15 protein-coding genes are annotated in these 15,012 nt (G+C 67.8%); 8 read left to right on the forward strand and 7 right to left on the reverse strand.

Going from position 1 to position 15,012, the window contains the following annotated elements; translation table 11 throughout:
• Positions 1-39: 39 nt before the first annotated feature.
• The 7 genes from AC5P9L_RS05690 (at position 40) to AC5P9L_RS05720 (ending at position 6,816) form a co-directional block, all read left to right on the forward strand.
• Entirely contained in the window at positions 40-372 is a 333-nt protein-coding gene (locus AC5P9L_RS05690; RefSeq protein WP_005413754.1) for a hypothetical protein, read from the forward strand.
• A gap of 50 nt (positions 373-422) precedes the next feature.
• Entirely contained in the window at positions 423-866 is a 444-nt protein-coding gene (locus AC5P9L_RS05695) for a helix-turn-helix transcriptional regulator (protein WP_012480559.1), read from the forward strand.
• Entirely contained in the window at positions 863-1,519 is a 657-nt protein-coding gene (locus AC5P9L_RS05700; RefSeq protein ID WP_012480558.1) for a hydrolase, read from the forward strand. The genes AC5P9L_RS05695 and AC5P9L_RS05700 overlap by 4 nt, the downstream gene beginning before the upstream one ends.
• A 2-nt stretch (positions 1,520-1,521) precedes the next feature.
• Positions 1,522-1,947: a DoxX family protein gene (locus AC5P9L_RS05705; RefSeq protein WP_279915560.1), complete on the forward strand. Its 426-nt coding sequence runs from the start codon at positions 1,522-1,524 to the stop codon at positions 1,945-1,947.
• A gap of 119 nt (positions 1,948-2,066) precedes the next feature.
• Positions 2,067-3,914, forward strand: coding sequence for an amidohydrolase (locus AC5P9L_RS05710; RefSeq protein ID WP_279915566.1), 1,848 nt, complete (start codon positions 2,067-2,069; stop codon positions 3,912-3,914).
• Entirely contained in the window at positions 3,893-5,176 is a 1,284-nt protein-coding gene (locus AC5P9L_RS05715; protein WP_262101619.1) for an alginate export family protein, read from the forward strand. The genes AC5P9L_RS05710 and AC5P9L_RS05715 overlap by 22 nt, the downstream gene beginning before the upstream one ends.
• Entirely contained in the window at positions 5,170-6,816 is a 1,647-nt protein-coding gene (locus AC5P9L_RS05720) for an MFS transporter (protein WP_262101620.1), read from the forward strand. Before AC5P9L_RS05715 ends, AC5P9L_RS05720 begins: the two co-directional genes overlap by 7 nt.
• A 472-nt stretch (positions 6,817-7,288) precedes the next feature.
• Here AC5P9L_RS05720 and AC5P9L_RS05725 read toward each other — a convergent pair whose 3' ends face one another.
• Complete coding sequence (locus tag AC5P9L_RS05725) at positions 7,289-8,113, reverse strand: alpha/beta fold hydrolase (protein ID WP_049397699.1); 825 nt, start codon at positions 8,111-8,113, stop codon at positions 7,289-7,291.
• A 186-nt stretch (positions 8,114-8,299) separates the two neighbouring features.
• On the opposite strand from AC5P9L_RS05725, the gene AC5P9L_RS05730 reads away from it, so the two are divergent.
• Positions 8,300-8,695 (forward strand): hypothetical protein, encoded by a 396-nt coding sequence (locus AC5P9L_RS05730; RefSeq protein ID WP_024958102.1) that lies wholly within the window; start codon positions 8,300-8,302, stop codon positions 8,693-8,695.
• Positions 8,696-8,770: 75 nt separating this feature from the next.
• Here the strand turns inward: AC5P9L_RS05730 and AC5P9L_RS05735 are convergent, their stop codons facing one another.
• The 6 genes from AC5P9L_RS05735 to AC5P9L_RS05760 all read right to left on the reverse strand — a co-directional run bounded on the left by AC5P9L_RS05735 (position 8,771) and on the right by AC5P9L_RS05760 (position 15,011).
• Positions 8,771-9,484 carry a DUF2968 domain-containing protein gene (locus AC5P9L_RS05735; protein WP_012480553.1) on the reverse strand — a complete coding sequence of 238 codons (714 nt, stop codon included), beginning with the start codon at positions 9,482-9,484 and terminating at the stop codon, positions 8,771-8,773.
• A 99-nt stretch (positions 9,485-9,583) separates the two neighbouring features.
• Positions 9,584-11,737, reverse strand: a complete 2,154-nt coding sequence (locus AC5P9L_RS05740; RefSeq protein ID WP_111150212.1) for a TadG family pilus assembly protein — start codon at positions 11,735-11,737, stop codon at positions 9,584-9,586.
• An 8-nt stretch (positions 11,738-11,745) separates the two neighbouring features.
• Positions 11,746-12,204 carry a DUF3613 domain-containing protein gene (locus tag AC5P9L_RS05745; protein ID WP_088430445.1) on the reverse strand — a complete coding sequence of 153 codons (459 nt, stop codon included), beginning with the start codon at positions 12,202-12,204 and terminating at the stop codon, positions 11,746-11,748.
• The gene (locus AC5P9L_RS05750; RefSeq protein ID WP_049469787.1) at positions 12,201-13,091 is read right to left on the reverse strand and encodes a tetratricopeptide repeat protein; all 891 of its coding nucleotides are present in this window, start codon (positions 13,089-13,091) and stop codon (positions 12,201-12,203) included. The genes AC5P9L_RS05745 and AC5P9L_RS05750 overlap by 4 nt, the downstream gene beginning before the upstream one ends.
• Positions 13,091-14,026, reverse strand: coding sequence for a type II secretion system F family protein (locus AC5P9L_RS05755; RefSeq protein ID WP_005409999.1), 936 nt, complete (start codon positions 14,024-14,026; stop codon positions 13,091-13,093). Before AC5P9L_RS05755 ends, AC5P9L_RS05750 begins: the two co-directional genes overlap by 1 nt.
• Positions 14,027-14,054: 28 nt before the next feature.
• A complete protein-coding gene (locus AC5P9L_RS05760; RefSeq protein WP_043035231.1) occupies positions 14,055-15,011 on the reverse strand; it encodes a type II secretion system F family protein in 957 nt (318 codons plus the stop codon).
• Between the last annotated feature and the right edge of the window lies 1 nt (position 15,012).

The raw sequence follows: 15,012 nt of genomic DNA on the forward strand, positions 1-15,012 counted from the left end.
GGTCGGCTATCACGCCGGCATGTCCTGTGGAGTCCGGCCATGCAGCGCCTGTTCGTGATGTTCCCCGACCGCGGGCCGGGCATCGGCCTGCTGTGGCTGCGGCTGTGCGTGGCCGCTGCATTGTGCACGCCGGGCACGCACGCGGGCTGGCTGTCGGCGCTATGCCTGCTGGCGGTGGCGATGCTTGCACTGGGCGTATTGACGCCGCTGGCGGTAGTGCCGGCAACACTGGGCCTGTATGCACAGGCACTGCCGTGGCCACTGGTGGTGTTGCCGCTGGCCTTGCTGGCGCTGGGCCCTGGCGCTTATTCACTGGATGCGCGGTTGTTCGGGCGCCGCCTGCTCGGCCGTCGGCCTCCCCCATTCGGGTAGGTGCTGGCCTCGACCGACGGGGGTAGGGCATCACGCAGGGGTCACGCACCATGGGGCATCCCTTCGCGGCGTCCCGCATGGCCACCATCCTTCCGCCTGATCCGCCCGCCGCTTCACTGGCGCCGCAGCAGGTCGCCGCATTGCAGCGTGCATTGCGCTATGTCGATGAACACCTGTCACAGCCGCTGCGGGTCACCGAACTGGCGGCCGTCGCCTGCGTCAGTCGCTTCCATCTGGTGCGCCTGTTCCGCAGCGGTACCGGCGCCAGCCCGCTGCGCTATGTACGCCGTCGCCGTATCGAACGTGCGCGCCAGCTGTTGTCGGCCCAGCACCTGCCGATGTCCTGCCTGGCGCAGCAGCTCGGCTTCTTCGACCAGAGCCATTTCGTCCGCAGCTTCCGCGCCGAGACCGGCTGCAGCCCCGGCCAGTACCTGGCCGGCGATGCAGCCCTGTTGCTTCCCCCTGATCGTGTTTCCAACGGAGTTCACCCATGAGCCTTGCCACCGCCACGCCCGCCCCGGCCCTGTTGTCGCCCACCGACCATGCCCTGGTGCTGATCGACTTCCAGTCACAGATGGCATTCGCTACCCATACCATCGACATCTCCGCGCTGCGCAACAACGTGTCGTTGATCAGCAAGGGTGCCAAGGGCTTCAATGTGCCGGTGGTGCTGACCACGGTTGCAGAAGCGTCGTTCTCCGGCCCGATGTTCCCGGAACTGCCGCAGATCTTCCCAGGCCAGCCGGTGTTCGACCGCACCTCGATGAATACCTGGGAAGACCGGGCGGTGATCGACGAGATCAACCGCATCGGCAAGCGCCGCCTGGTGCTTGCGGGCCTCTGGACCAGCGTCTGCATCGTCGGGCCGGCGCTGTCGGCGCTGGCGCAGGGTTTCGAGGTCTACGTGATCACCGATGCCTGCGGCGATGTCAGCGAAGAAGCGCACGAGCGTGCGATCACCCGCATGGTGCAGGCCGGCGCGGTGCCGATGACCAGCGTGCAGTACCTGCTTGAACTGCAGCGCGACTGGGCACGCGGTGAAACCTACGACCTGACCACCGGCATTGCCCGCGACCATGCCGGCGGCTACGGCATCGGCATCCAGTACGCCAAGCGCATGTTCGGCGCGCAGGAAGGCGGGCACTGAGCATGCTGGCTGGCCATGGCCTCGACCTGGCCCTGCTGATGCTGCGCGTGGCGGCAGGAGGCTTCCTGCTGCCGCACGCACTGGGCAAGCTGTTCGGCTGGTTTGGTGGACCGGGGCTGTCCGGCTTCGCTACCGAGCTGCGCGGCTTCGGGCTGCCGGCGATGGCGCCGCTGCCGTTGCTGCTGGCCCTGCTGCAGGTGCTGTCCGGGCTGGCCGTACTGCTGGGATGGCAGACCCGCATCGCCGCGCTTGCAGCGGCTGCTTTCATCGGCTTCACCGTCCTGTTGGCCCTGCCCAGGGGCTGGTTCTGGATGCGCGGTGGCAGTGAGTACCCGTTGATGTGGACCACGGTACTGCTGGCCATCGCGCTGGCCGGGCCCGGCACCTGGGCACTGGACGTCCACCGCCTTCCGGGAGACCTCGCATGAGTCACGATCCCCTCGATCACGGCCGCCGCAACGTGCTGCTGGCCAGCGGCGCCGCTGTTGCGCTCGGTCTGGCCGGCCGTGCCGGTGCCGAACTCGATTCCACTTCCAAGGAGCGTCGCATGAGCACGCTGGTCATCCGCAATGCCCGCATCACCACCCTCGACCCGCAGCAGCCGCATGCGCAGGCGCTGGCCGTGCAGGAAGGCCGCATCGTCGCCGTCGGCAGCGACGAGGAAATCATGCGTGGCTGGGGCAATGAAGCGACCTTGATCGACGCCCAGGGCCGGCGCCTGCTGCCAGGCCTCAACGACAGCCACACCCACCTGATCCGCGGTGGCCTGAACTACAACCTGGAACTGCGCTGGGACGGCCTGCGTTCGCTTGGCGACGCCCTGGACATGCTGAAGGCCCAGGTCGACCGCACGCCCGCACCGCAGTGGGTACGCGTGGTTGGTGGCTTCACTGCCGCGCAGTTCAACGAAAAGCGCCTGCCGACCCTGCAGGAGCTCAACGACATCGCGCCGGATACACCGGTGTTCCTGCTGCACCTGTATGACCGCGCACTCCTCAACCGTGCCGCGCTGCGCGCCTGCGGCTACAGCAAGGACACGCCGGATCCGCCGGGCGGGCAGATCGTGCGCGATTCGCTGGGCAACCCGACCGGGCTGCTGCTGGCCAAGCCGAATGCGTTGATCCTGTACGCGACGCTGGCCAAGGGACCGCGCCTGCCGATCGAGTACCAGGCGAACTCGACGCGCCACTTCATGCGCGAACTGAACCGGCTTGGCATCACCTCGGTGATCGACGCCGGCGGTGGCTTCCAGAACTATCCCGAGGATTACCAGGTCATCGAGCAGCTGCACCGCGATGATCAGCTGACGGTGCGCATTGCCTACAACCTGTTCACCCAGAACAAGGGCAGGGAAGTGGATGACTTCCGTGGCTGGAGCGAGATCCTGCAGCCGCGCCAGGGCGATGACCTGCTGCGCCACAACGGTGCCGGCGAGATGCTGGTGTTCTCCGCCGCCGACTTCGAACTGTTCAACGAGCCCCGCCCGGAACTGTCGCCGGAGCTTGAGCCGGAACTGCACGACGTGGTGAAGCTGCTGGTCGAGAAGCGCTGGCCGTTCCGCATCCACGCCACCTACGACGAGAGCATCACGCGCATCCTGGATGTGTACGAACAGGTCAACCGCGAGGTGCCGTTCGATGGCCTGCACTGGTTCATCGACCACGCCGAGACCATCACCCCGCGCAACATCGAACGCATCCGTGCGCTGGGTGGCGGCATTGCCGTGCAGCACCGCATGGCCTACCAGGGCGAAGCCTTCGTCGAGCGCTATGGCGTGCAGGCCGCGCGGCACACACCGCCGGTCAAGCGCATGCTGGCCGAAGGCGTGCCGGTCGGTGCCGGTACCGACGCCACCCGCGTGGCCAGCTACAACCCGTGGGTGGCGTTGTCCTGGCTGGTGACCGGGCGCACCGTGGGCGGTCTGGCCCTGTATGGCGATGAGAACCTGCTCGAACGCGAGCAGGCGCTGCGCCTGTGGACCCAGGGCAGCGCCTGGTTCTCCGGCGACGAAGCGGTGAAGGGCACGCTGAAAGCCGGTCAGCTGGCTGATTTCATCCTGCTCTCGGCCGACTTCTTCCGCGTGGATGACGCGCAGATCGCCGACATCACCAGCGTGCTGACCGTCGTCGGCGGCCGCATCGTGCACGCCGACGGCGACTACGCCGGCCTTGCGCCGCAGCTGCCGCCGGCGATGCCGGACTGGTCGCCGGTCAACCGGTTCGGTGGCTACCACGTCGGCGGTGCGGCCACCGGGTTGGCCACCACCCATCGCCGCCATCACGGCGTGGCCTGCAGTACCCACGGTGCGCACGGGCATGCCGCGCAGCACGCGGCGCCGACCAATGACCTGACCGCGTTCTGGGGCGCGATGGGATGCTCGTGCTTCGCGTTCTGAGCCTGGCGCTGCTGGCCGTGCCATCGCTGGCGCTGGCCTGCGAGGGTGGCCACTGCACTGATGCCGGTGACGGCCAATTGCAGTGGGATGCCTCACTGCGCGTGCGTGGCCTGTACTACGACCCGACCCGGTTCGGTATCGGTGGCAGCGAAGATGGCCATGGCCTGCTGCGTGCGCTGGCCTCGGCCACCTATGTGGAGGACCGCTGGCAGGCAAAGCTGCAGCTGGGCGTGCATGCTGAGAATGGCAGGGCCGGCGGACCCGGCCGCACCGACCGCAGCGCGTTGGACGTGCAGCAGGCGTATTGGCGCTGGCAGCGCGGCGGCTTCCACCTGCAACTCGGTCGGCAGGAAGCCGGCTACGGAAGCTCACGACTGTTGTCTGTGCGCGATGGGCCGAACATCCGCCTGGCCTTCGATGGTGCGCGCCTGGGCTGGAAAGGCCGCCTCGGCACGCTTGATCTGATGGCACTGCGACCGGTGGAGAACCGGCCGGGTGCCTTTGATGATCGCGGGGAGCACGGTGCCCACCTGTGGGGTGCCTATGCCACCACGGCACGCGGGCAGGGCGCGGGGCAGTGGGATCTGTATCTGCTGGACTACCGCCGCGAAGGCGCACGCTTCGCGGCGGGTTCCGGCATCGAGCGGCGGCAGACCTTGGGTGCGCGCTGGTTCGGCCAGGCCGGTGCACTGGACTGGAACAGCGAGCTGGTGGCGCAGGGCGGTGAACTGCGAACGGCCGTCGGCACGCTCGATATCCGCGCCTGGACGCTGGCCACCGATACAGGGTGGCGCTGGGCGGAGCTGCCGCTGCAGCCGCGTCTGGGGCTGAAGGCCGACATCGCCAGTGGCGATGGCAATCCGCGTGACGGCCGCCTGGGGACCTTCAATGCGCTGTTCCCGAAATCGGCCTACTTCAGCGAGGCCAGCCTGCTGGCCCCGGCCAATCTGATGGACGTGCAGCCGACCCTGACCCTGCGCCTGCACGACACGGTGACGACGGAGCTGGGCGTACAGATGGCCTGGAAGCATCGTCGCGCCGATGCGGTCTACACCACGCCGGCGCCGTTGGTGGCGTTGCCAGGCGGTGCCGGTGCTGCGCGCCGCATCGGTAATCAATACAAATCCGAAACCCGCTGGCAGGCCAGCGAACACTGGCAATGGCAGCTGCAGCTGGCCTGGGTCGATGCCGGTCCTGCGCTGAAGCAGGCCGGTGGCCAGGACACGCTGTTCGCCTCGATCGTTGGAGCATGGCAATGGTGAACGCAAGCGCGTCGCAACCCCCCGTACAGGCCGCAGGTGCCTGGTCCCCGCTGAAGATCCAGATGTTCCGCTCGATCTGGCTGGCGATCCTGGCCAGCAACATCGGCACCTGGGTCAATGACGTGGCGGCCGCCTGGGTCATGGCCGAACGTACCGGTTCGCCGTTGATGGTGGCGCTGGTGCAGTCGGCCACCACGGTGCCGATCGTGCTGCTGGCACTCGCCGCCGGAACGCTGGCCGACATCGTCGATCGCCGCAGGTACCTGTTGGCGACCCAGGGCTGGATGCTGCTGGTCGCGGCCGTGATGGCGGCGCTGACTGCGATGGACATGCTGACTCCGCAGCTGCTGGTACTGCTGACCTTCTGCATGGGTTGCGGTGCAGCGATGGCAATGCCGGCGCAGGCCGCAATCGTGTCCGAGCTGGTGCCGCAGCCGATGCTGGCCTCGGCGGTGGCGCTGAACTCGATCGGCATCAACATCGCCCGCTCGATCGGCCCGGCCATTGGTGGCGTGATCGTGGCGCAGCTGGGTGCGGTGTGGGCGTTCGGCTTCAATGCCATCACCTTTGCCGCGATGCTGTTCGTGGTGTGGGGCTGGAAGCGTGATCCCAAGCAATCCAGCCTGCCACCGGAAGGCTTCGGTGCCGGCTTGAAGGCGGGCCTGCGCTATGCCAGCCGCGCTGGACGCCTTCAGGCCGTGCTGATCAAGTCGGTGGGCTTCTTCTTCTTTGCTGCGGCGATGAATGCACTGCTGCCGGTGGTGGTGCGCGGCCAGATGCAGGGTGGGGCGGGGCAGTACGGCATGCTGCTGGGTTGCATCGGTATCGGTGCAGTGGGCGGGGCCTTGCTGCTGCCGAAGCTGCGCGCGCAGCTGGATCGCGACCTGCTGGTGCTGCTGGCCACGCTGTCGCTGGCGCTCAGCCTGGTCGGGCTGGCGCTGACCCGCAGCTGGTACGTGCTTCCGGCTGTGATGCTGGTCAATGGCTTCGCCTGGATCACCGTGCTGTCGTCGCTGCAGATCGCCGCGCAGACGGCGGTGCCGGCATGGGTACGTGCGCGTGCGCTGGCGCTGTACATCATGGTGTTCTCGGCCGGCATGGCGGCCGGTGGCCTGAGCTGGGGCGCGTTGGCACAGCGCACCTCGCCGGAGCAGGCGTTGCTGGTGGCTGCCGCAGGTGCGGTGATCGGCGGACTGCTGGTGTGGCGCGTGCGGATTGCTGGCACCGAGGATCTGAACCTGCGTCCGGCCGGGCACTGGCCCGCGCCCGAGCTGTCGGTGCCGGTGTCGAACGATCGCGGCCCGGTGCTGGTCACCATCGAGTACCGCATCGACGGTGCTGATCGTGCCGCGTTCCAGTCGCAGATGCGCGCGCTGGGCACGATCCGCCGCCGCGATGGCGCGGTGGTCTGGGGCGTGGTCGAGGACGTGGCCAGTCCAGGCATCCACCTGGAGTATTTCGTGACCCCGTCGTGGCTGGAGCACCTGCGCCAGCACGAACGCATCACCGCTGATGACAAGGCCATCCAGGAAGTGTTGCGGGAGCTGCATCGCGGTGAGCGTGCCCCCGTGGTGCGTCACTTCGTGGGTGGGCATGACCCGCTGCCTGCCGCCGTGCCGCATCACCACACCGACATCTGACCCGTCGGTGGTAGAGCCGGCCGCTGGCCGGCTGCGCGTGATCACGATGGTGATCGGGTTGCCGGCCAGCGGCCGGCACTACCGAAGCAGAGGCCGCTGGCCGGCTGTGCGTGATCACGATGGGTGATGGGGTTGCCGGCCAGCGGCCGGCACTACCGAAGCAGAGGCGTTTGACCCGCCAGTGGTAGAGCCGGCCGCTGGCCGGCTGCGCGTGATCACGATGGATGATCGGGTTGCCGGCCAGCGGCCGGCTCTACCGAAGCAGAGGCGGTTGACGCGCCGGTGGTAGAGCCGGCCGCTGGCCGGCTGTGCGTGATCACGATGGGTGATCGGGTTGCCGGCCAGCGGCCGGCACTACCGAAGCAGAGGCCGCTGGCCGGCTGCGCGTGATCACGATGGTGATCGGGGTTGCCGGCCAGCGGCCGGCACTACCGAAGGGGCGGCGGCACCGGTGCAGCGCCGCCGCGGTACATCAGCTGCGCGCGAACGCGAGCAGGTCGGCGTTGAACTGGTCGGCGTGGGTGACGGTCAGGCCATGCGGCGCACCGGCGTACACCTTCAGCTCGGCATCCCTGATGATCTGCGAGGACAGCTTCGCCGAGGCATCGAACGGGACGATCTGGTCGTCATCGCCGTGCACCACCAGCGCCGGCACGTCGATCTTCTTCAGGTCCTCGGTGTAGTCCACTTCCGAGAATTCGTGCACGCAGTCGTACTGGCCCTTGACGCCGCCGAGCATGCCCTGCAGCCAGAACGAATCACGCATGCCCTGGGTAACGGTATTGCCATCGCGGTTGGCACCGAAGAACGGTGTGGTCAGGTCCTTGAAGAACTGCGAGCGGTCACCGCCCGTGCCCTTGCGGATGCCGTCGAAGACGTCCAGCGGGGTGCCGGCCGGATTGGCGTCGGTTTTCAGCATCAGCGGCGGCACGGCGCCGACCAGCACCACTTTTGACACGCGCTTGCTGCCGTGGCGGCCGATGTAGTGGGCCACTTCGCCGCCGCCGGTGGAATGGCCGACCAGGATCGCGTCCTTCAGGTCCAGCGCCTCGATCACCGCGGCCAGGTCATCGGCGTAGGTGTCCATGTTGTTGCCATCCCAGGTCTGGCTCGAACGGCCGTGGCTGCGACGGTCGTGGGCGATCACGCGGAAGCCGTTCTGGCCCATGAACAGCATCTGCGGGTCCCAGGCATCGGACGACAGCGGCCAGCCGTGGGCGAACACGACCGGCTGGCCGGTGCCCCAGTCCTTGTAGAAAATGCGGGCGCCATCGGCGACGGTGACGTAATTGCTCATTGCGGGTTCCTTGGCGGAAGGGAGGGAAGGCACTGGCAGCGGTGCCGGGGCCTTCGGCAGTACATCGCAGTGCACTTCGGACGGCTTGCACGGCTGTGCTGGATTGCCCGGACTGTGACGCGTATCGCTCTGGCATGAAGCGGCCACCGCGCAGACGATGGCGGCAGCCTGGTCGAGGAGCCCGCGATGCCGAGAATGCGATGCAGCCCACTGTTGTGCCTGATGCTGGTCACGGCGGTTCATGCGCAGACCAACGTCTACAAATGCGTGGACGGGCCACATCCGGTCTATCAGCAGACACCCTGCCAGGGGCATGCGGAATGGCGCTGGGAGGTGCCCGAGGAGCAGTCGCTGTCACGCGGACCGGTGCCAAAGCCGGCCGGCGCGGGCAGCGCGGTGCCGGCGCGACCGCGCACCGTGCGCTCGGGGCGGCCGCAGGCCGCGCTGATACCCATCAGCACGGACCCCAGGGCCTGTGAGCGCGCACGACAGCGCCGCGGGGAGGTGCTGGCCAAGGCCAAGCGCCTGGACTTCGTACAGCGTCGGCAGCTCGATGACGCGGTGTACGACGCCTGCCGCTGAGCGTGGCTCACGAAAGGCCGTAAACGACAACGGCGCCCTGTGGCGCCGTTGTGCGTGGATGCGGATGGCCGGGCCTCAGCGACCGTCGCTGGCGGCAGCCGGTGCCGGCGAAGGCACGCTTTCCGGCTTGGGCAGGCTCAGTTCCGGGTTGCCCTGTTCGGCCTGCAGGATCTGGATGCGGCGCTGCAGGGCGTCCAGCTGGCTGTTGGTGCTCTGCACGTCGGTGCTGAGGCTGACCGCCTGCTGCTGCGCCTGCTGCAGGGCCGCGCTGACCTGGGCCGACTGCGCCTGCTGCTGTTCCATTTCCTGCTGCAGGGTGCGCAGGCGCTCCTCGTTGTAGGCCACCAGGCGCTCGGTGTAGCGCTTGCCGGCTTCCAGGCGGGTCGTATCGATGTAGACCTGCGCCAGCTGTTCCGATTGCTGGGCAAAGGTGCGGTAGACGCGCTCGGCGTTGTCGACCGCATCGGTCTTGATCACCCGCCAGAAGTTCTTCTCCTGGAACAGGGCGACGTAATAGGTCAGGGTGTTGGCGTTGAACAGCAGGCTGGCGCCATAGTTGCCGTTGTAGGTCGTGCGCAGCTCGGTCAGCTGGCGCGAATCCATCAGCTGCTTGAGTTCGTCAACGGTATTGCGCACCACCGGCGCGCTGCGTGCGGCCGGCTCTGCGGCTGCTTCGCGGTCGCCACGGGCAGCCATTGCCGCCGGTGCCACCAGCATCATGGCCACGGCCAGCAGTGCCGCGCCGCGCGCGTGCCGGGCGAAGACCGCGCCCCCTGAAGTTTCTCGCATGTCTAGACCATCCACGGATGAGTGTGGGTTGAGATGAAGGTGGTTCCCCGCCGGGAGTCTAGCATGGGCGCAGGCGCCGCCAAGGGCGCCTGTCACGGGTCAGTAGACCAGCTGCGCCGCGCTGCACTGGATCGACTGCACGTTGACGTCGGTGCGGCCGAGTTCCAGGCCCAGCACGCTCGCCAGCAGGTTGGTCAGCAGGGTGCCGACGCTGTTGAGCACCGGCCGCAGGGCGGTCAGGATCGGCTTGAGCAGCGTGCACAGCAGGCCGCTGCAGCTCACGCTGCCATCCGGATTGGTGACGCCGGTTCCACCGGTACCATCGAGGAAGCCGGCCGGCGCGGTCTGGATGTACGAGGCCAGGTTGTTGCGTACACACCCGTTGTAGTCGATCAGGTTGCCCAGCAGGCTGTCGCAGCGGTTGATCAGCAGGCCGCCCACCAGCGATCCGAGCAGCCCATCGAGCACGCCCAGTCCCTGGCCGGTGACGGTCACCTTGAACGCGTCCCAGACCGGACCGTCCTTGTGGCAGGTGGCCAGGTTCAGCAGGCCGCAGGCGTAGGGCAGGCCTCCAGGTACGGTCCAGCTGTTGAGCGGGGCCAGTTGCCGACTTGCGTCGCCATCGCGCAGCAGTGGAATCAACTTGTCCACCTCATAGCGGGTGTTCGGCGGGAAGGCCGCCTGCAGGTAGCGGTCGGCCAGTGCCTTGGCAGTGTCGTTGGCGCTCATGCCCTGCTTGGGTGAGCTGAGCATGCCTGACAGCACGCGCAGCAGTTCATTGACCAGGTCAGACACCGCGTTCCCTACTGCCAGCGGGTTGATCCGGGTCGAGGCGGTCTCGCCGGCGGCCAGGGTCAGGTTCTGGGAGCTGGTCAGGGCGGGCAGGGTGATCCTGTCATTGATCAAGGGTTGTCCGAGTAGTCTCAGCAACTGCTCGTTCTTCAGGGTGGCGTCGCAGACATTGCTCCTGGAAAAGCGTTGCGCCGGGTCGACATTACCGACGCAGGCGCGCAGCACCGACGAATCGACCTGGATGGTGGCCTTGGGTGGACTGGCGCCGCACTGGATACCGGTCAGCGTGCCCATCGCGTTGGCGACATCGACATGCAGTGGCAGGTGCAGGCGCGTGCCGAGCAGGTTCAGCAACGGGCCCACCGCGAACAGGTTGTTGCTGTCCACGTCCACCATCAGCCGCACCTGCGCGTTGTACGCGCGTGTGCCGACGCCACCGATGGCGATCGAGGGCGGTTCCACCACGCCGGCCTGGATGTTGATGCCCAGCAGGTCCAGTCCCTTCACCGCAACGCCATTGCCGTCGTTGGCGATGGAGATGGCGGTACTGATCAGGTTGAGCACGTTGACCTTCGTTTCCAGCGCGCTGCCGATCGTGCCATCGGGCGAGACCACTTCGGCGAACAGACCGCCGCCACCGGACTGGCTGCCCAGCACGATGTTGAGCTTGTTGATGTCCAGCTGGGTGGCGACCAGATCGGACAGTGCACGCAGCTGTACGCCCACGGTGCTGTCGCGGCCGACCACGGTGGCGGTGGCATCGACCAGCTGTGCCAGCGAGATCTTGTTGACCGACAGCAGCCGGTTGAAGTCAGCCACGCTGAGGTTGGCGCTGACCGGGATGTTCAATGCCTTGAGCAGACCCGACGGCGTGATGTTGGCCTGGGCGAGGCCGTCATAGGACAGCACGGTGGCATTGGTCACATCCAGGCCGACCAGGCGCAGGGTCGACAACAGTACCGAGTCGCCATTGGTGCGCAGCAGCTGCGAACCGACCGCGAATACTGCAGTGGGCTCCGAACGGCGGGCTACGGCCTCCACGCTGACGGTGGGCAGGCCGGTGTTCTGGCCGAAGAACGGCAGCACGCTGCGCTGCGCGACTACCTGCACGGCATTGCGCGGGTTGCTGGCATCGACGGTGGTGACGAAGCGGTTCGACGTGCTGCGTGTGGCGCTCCAGTTGCCGCAGCGGATCTGCACGGTGCCTGCAAACCTGTTCTGGGTGACCGCGCTCTGCCGCGCTGCACTGTTGTCGCTGTTGTCAGACGTGCACAGCTCCAGCCGTTGTGCACCGGCCAGTGCAGCGAGGTCCGCGACTTTCTGTGCGTCACGCTTGGCCCAGAACAGATAGCCGATCTCTACCAGGCCCAGCATGGCGAGCAGCGCCAGCATGACCAGCATCATGGTGACCGACATGCCGCCGCGTGGGCGGCCGAAACTGAACTGGCGTGGGCGTTTCATGGCCTACCTCAGCGTCCCGATGAGGATGATCCCTTGGACTTGGCGACATCGGTTTCAAAGAAGTCCGGGATCTCGTGTTCGAAGCTCTTCATGTAGCGGGCGTAACTCAACGTAGCCTGGTCGCCGAGGATCGGCAGGCGTTGCCCGGCCTGCTGCCCTGATGCCTGCAGGCGGAACAGGTCGCGCGTGGTGTCGCCGATCTGGCTGCGGCCGGGTCGCGCGGCTGCAGCGTTGCCGTCGGTGATGGCGACCGCTGCAGGCGCCGCCTGCGGCACCGGTGCCGGCGGGGTCGCCAGGTCCACGGTGGCCAGTGACTCGGACTGCAGCGGCTGCGAAGGCGGCGCAGCGGGCGTGCTGCCGCCAAGCATCTGCCCGGTCAGGGGTTGCTGCTGCGCCTGCGCGCCGCCGGTCAACAGCAGGCAGGCCAGTGCAGGCAACAGGTGTCGGGTCAGGGGCATGGCGCTCATGGAGTGTTTCCGTTCGGCTGATCGGAGGTGCTGAAGCGTTCCAGCATCGAGGGCGGCAGGCGCTGCGGATCGCGCTCATCGCGGCTGTCGCGGCGTGGTTCCGCCGCCAGTCGCGTGGCGCCGGGCCGGTTGCTGCCGGCATCGCTGGCGGTAGCACGCGCGGGGGCCGGCACGACTGCGGCAGCTGCCGCGGCGGCCTGGCGCTGCTGCAGGCGGGCACGGATCTGCGCGGCCTGTTGCTGGATGCTGCGGCGGGTGTCCTCGTTGAGATTGGCCTGTCCGGCGAGGCGCTCCGCAGTGGTGGTGTCGCCACGCAGCACCGCCCACAGGGCGAGGTTGGCGGTGGCCTTGGGATTGCCTGGAGACAGCTCCAGCGCCTTTGCCAACGGTTCACGCGCCTGTTCGAACTGACCTGCACGCAGACGTGCATAGCCGAGATCGCCCAGGTAATCGGTGTTCAATGGCTGCAGCTGCGTGGCCCGGGCCAGTGCCTCCTCACTGCCGCCATCGTCGTCACGGCGCGCGGCGATCAGGCCCAGGCCGTGTGCGGCTGCAGCGGCCTGCGGGCCACTGGAGAGCTCGCGGTACAGGGCGATGGCAGCGTCGGCCTGGCCGGTCTCGCGCAGGGCGTCGGCCTGCAGCAGGCGCAACGCCGGCGGGTCGCCATAGCGCTGGCGGAAGGCATCGACGTGGGCCAGCGAGGCATACCAGGCACCCTGCTGCTGCATGCGCCCGATCAGTTCCAGGTAGGCATTGCGGCTGTCCTGCGGCGCCGGTTCGGGCGCGGCCAGGCTGGGCGCGCGCAGGTACTTCGGCGTGGTCGACGCACAACCACTGGCGACGGCGGCAAGGGCGAGCAACAGGCAGGAGGTGCGCAGGGCAGGCATCAGGGCGATCCCATCTTGGACATGGTGGTGGCCAGCGCGACCAGCGCCGGTCCGGCAAGAACCAGCATCAGCGCTGGCAGCAGGGTCAGCATCATCACCACGGTCATCTTCACCGAGAGCTTGCCAACCTTTTCCTTCAGGGCGTTGCGGCGCTGTTCGCGCAACCGGATGCTGAACTGCCGCAGTGGTTCCTGCACTGCGCCGCCATGCGCGTGCACCTGCAGGATCAACTGCATCAGGCTGGTCAGGTCATCATCCGCGTAGACCTCGCTCAGCCGGCGCAGGGACTGCGCGCGCGTGCGGCCATGGGTGTACGCGACGTTGGCCTCCTGCAACTCGCCGCCAAGCACCGGCAACGCGTCGCGCAGCTTGTCGCCCAGCGTCTGCAGGCTCTGGTCCATGCTGAAGCCCACGCCCTGCAGCAGGCGCAGCAGGTCGATCAGCAGGGGCAGCTCGTTGTCGACGGCGCGCCGGCGCCGCTTCACCCACGAAGAGAGGATGAACTTCGGCAGCAGCAGGCCTGCCGCGAGCGCACCGATCACAACCATCATCCTGGCCAGCCCCTGGGCGCTGCTGAACGCCAGGGCCAGCACCAGCACCAGCACGCCCAGCAGCAGGCGCAGGCCAAGATAGATGGCGGTGCCACGACGTGTGTTCCAGCCCGCCAGGTCCAGCAGCAGCCGGTCTTCATTGGCCAGCAATGCAGATTCCAGGCGGCCGCCACTGAGCGCGCGCCCGAAGCGTTCCAGCCAACCCAGCGAATCACGGCGCGCGGCCTCCGTGTCGCGCGCCTCATCCCGCGGTTGCAGTGCGGTCTTCAAGGTGGCCGAGGTGCGCTGTTCGCGATGGCTGCGCACCCATCCGGCGATGCCCAGCAGGGCAACACCGGCGGCCAGAACCAGCAGCGACAGGGCAAACCAGGTGCTGGCACTCATCGGGCACCTCCGTGGCGGATCCGGGTGGTCATAGCGACTTGGCCAGGCGGTAGAGCAGGAACGCGCCAAACAGCTCCAGCCCCAGCGCGATCAACAGGATCTTGTGACCCAGCGGATCGTGCAGCACCGGCTGGAAGAATTCGGGGCTCGATATGGCCATCAGCACCGCGCTGGCCGGTGGCAGCAGGCCGAGCACCCAGGCTGACATGCGCGTTTCCGACGTGGTCGCGGCCAGCTCCTGCTGGGCCTGCTCCAGGTCGCGCATGAAATCGCCCATGCGCTGCAGGATCTGATCGGAGCGTCCGCCGATGCGTACGCTGACACCGATCACGACGGACAGCACCTTGAGCACATCCATCCGGTAGGGCTGTGCCGCCAGGCTCAGGGCACGGTCCAGGTCCATGCCGCTGCGCGCGTAGCGCACGGTGGTGTCCAGCAGTCCGCGCAGCGGCGCGCTGGTCTGCATCGACGCCACCTGGAAGGCAGCCTGCAGGCTGTTGCCGAGCGCGGTCAGCCGCACCAGGTTGTCGAGGAAGTCGGGCAGCTGGTGCAGCAGTTGTGCACGCAGTTTCGTGGTGCGGCGCATGACCCACAGCCAGCAGGCCAGCAGGTACAGCAGCAGGGTCAGGGGGAACATCCACGCCGTACCGAGCCTGAGCATGGCCACGACCGAAAGCACCAGTCCCGGCACCAGCATCATGATGGGCAGCTTCCAACCCGTCTGCAGGCCCGCACGTTGCAGCAGGCCGTCCAGCGGCAACACCCGGCGCCCGGCACTTGCCGGTCGCGCCGGGTCGTTGGCGGCGGCTACGGATGCCCCGGCCGGGGCTCCGCCACTGGCGCCTCCGCGAGCCAGCTGCTGCTCGGCGTGCTGCAGCGAAGCCTGGCGTTGCTCCCGGTTGCTGGCGGTGCCCCACAGCCATACCGCAAGCGCCAGCAGCACCGAGATGATGCTCAGTACACCCAGCAGCAGGCCCGTGCCCATG

The sequence above is a fragment of the Stenotrophomonas sp. YJH_SMC_64 genome (genome assembly GCF_059371375.1).

Excerpts from the sequence above, each read along its gene's own strand:
- AC5P9L_RS05690 (WP_005413754.1), top strand. The coding sequence starts at position 40 with ATGCAGCGCCTGTTCGTGATGTTCCCCGACCGCGGGCCGGGCATCGGC.
- AC5P9L_RS05705 (WP_279915560.1), top strand. The coding sequence starts at position 1,522 with ATGCTGGCTGGCCATGGCCTCGACCTGGCCCTGCTGATGCTGCGCGTG.
- AC5P9L_RS05700 (WP_012480558.1), top strand. The coding sequence starts at position 863 with ATGAGCCTTGCCACCGCCACGCCCGCCCCGGCCCTGTTGTCGCCCACC.
- AC5P9L_RS05755 (WP_005409999.1), bottom strand. The coding sequence starts at position 14,026 with ATGAGTGCCAGCACCTGGTTTGCCCTGTCGCTGCTGGTTCTGGCCGCC.
- AC5P9L_RS05725 (WP_049397699.1), bottom strand. The coding sequence starts at position 8,113 with ATGAGCAATTACGTCACCGTCGCCGATGGCGCCCGCATTTTCTACAAG.
- AC5P9L_RS05715 (WP_262101619.1), top strand. The coding sequence starts at position 3,893 with ATGCTCGTGCTTCGCGTTCTGAGCCTGGCGCTGCTGGCCGTGCCATCG.
- AC5P9L_RS05745 (WP_088430445.1), bottom strand. The coding sequence starts at position 12,204 with ATGAGCGCCATGCCCCTGACCCGACACCTGTTGCCTGCACTGGCCTGC.
- AC5P9L_RS05730 (WP_024958102.1), top strand. The coding sequence starts at position 8,300 with ATGCCGAGAATGCGATGCAGCCCACTGTTGTGCCTGATGCTGGTCACG.
- AC5P9L_RS05735 (WP_012480553.1), bottom strand. The coding sequence starts at position 9,484 with ATGCGAGAAACTTCAGGGGGCGCGGTCTTCGCCCGGCACGCGCGCGGC.
- AC5P9L_RS05720 (WP_262101620.1), top strand. The coding sequence starts at position 5,170 with ATGGTGAACGCAAGCGCGTCGCAACCCCCCGTACAGGCCGCAGGTGCC.
- AC5P9L_RS05750 (WP_049469787.1), bottom strand. The coding sequence starts at position 13,091 with ATGCCTGCCCTGCGCACCTCCTGCCTGTTGCTCGCCCTTGCCGCCGTC.
- AC5P9L_RS05695 (WP_012480559.1), top strand. The coding sequence starts at position 423 with ATGGGGCATCCCTTCGCGGCGTCCCGCATGGCCACCATCCTTCCGCCT.
- AC5P9L_RS05760 (WP_043035231.1), bottom strand. The coding sequence starts at position 15,011 with ATGGGCACGGGCCTGCTGCTGGGTGTACTGAGCATCATCTCGGTGCTG.
- AC5P9L_RS05740 (WP_111150212.1), bottom strand. The coding sequence starts at position 11,737 with ATGAAACGCCCACGCCAGTTCAGTTTCGGCCGCCCACGCGGCGGCATG.
- AC5P9L_RS05710 (WP_279915566.1), top strand. The coding sequence starts at position 2,067 with ATGAGCACGCTGGTCATCCGCAATGCCCGCATCACCACCCTCGACCCG.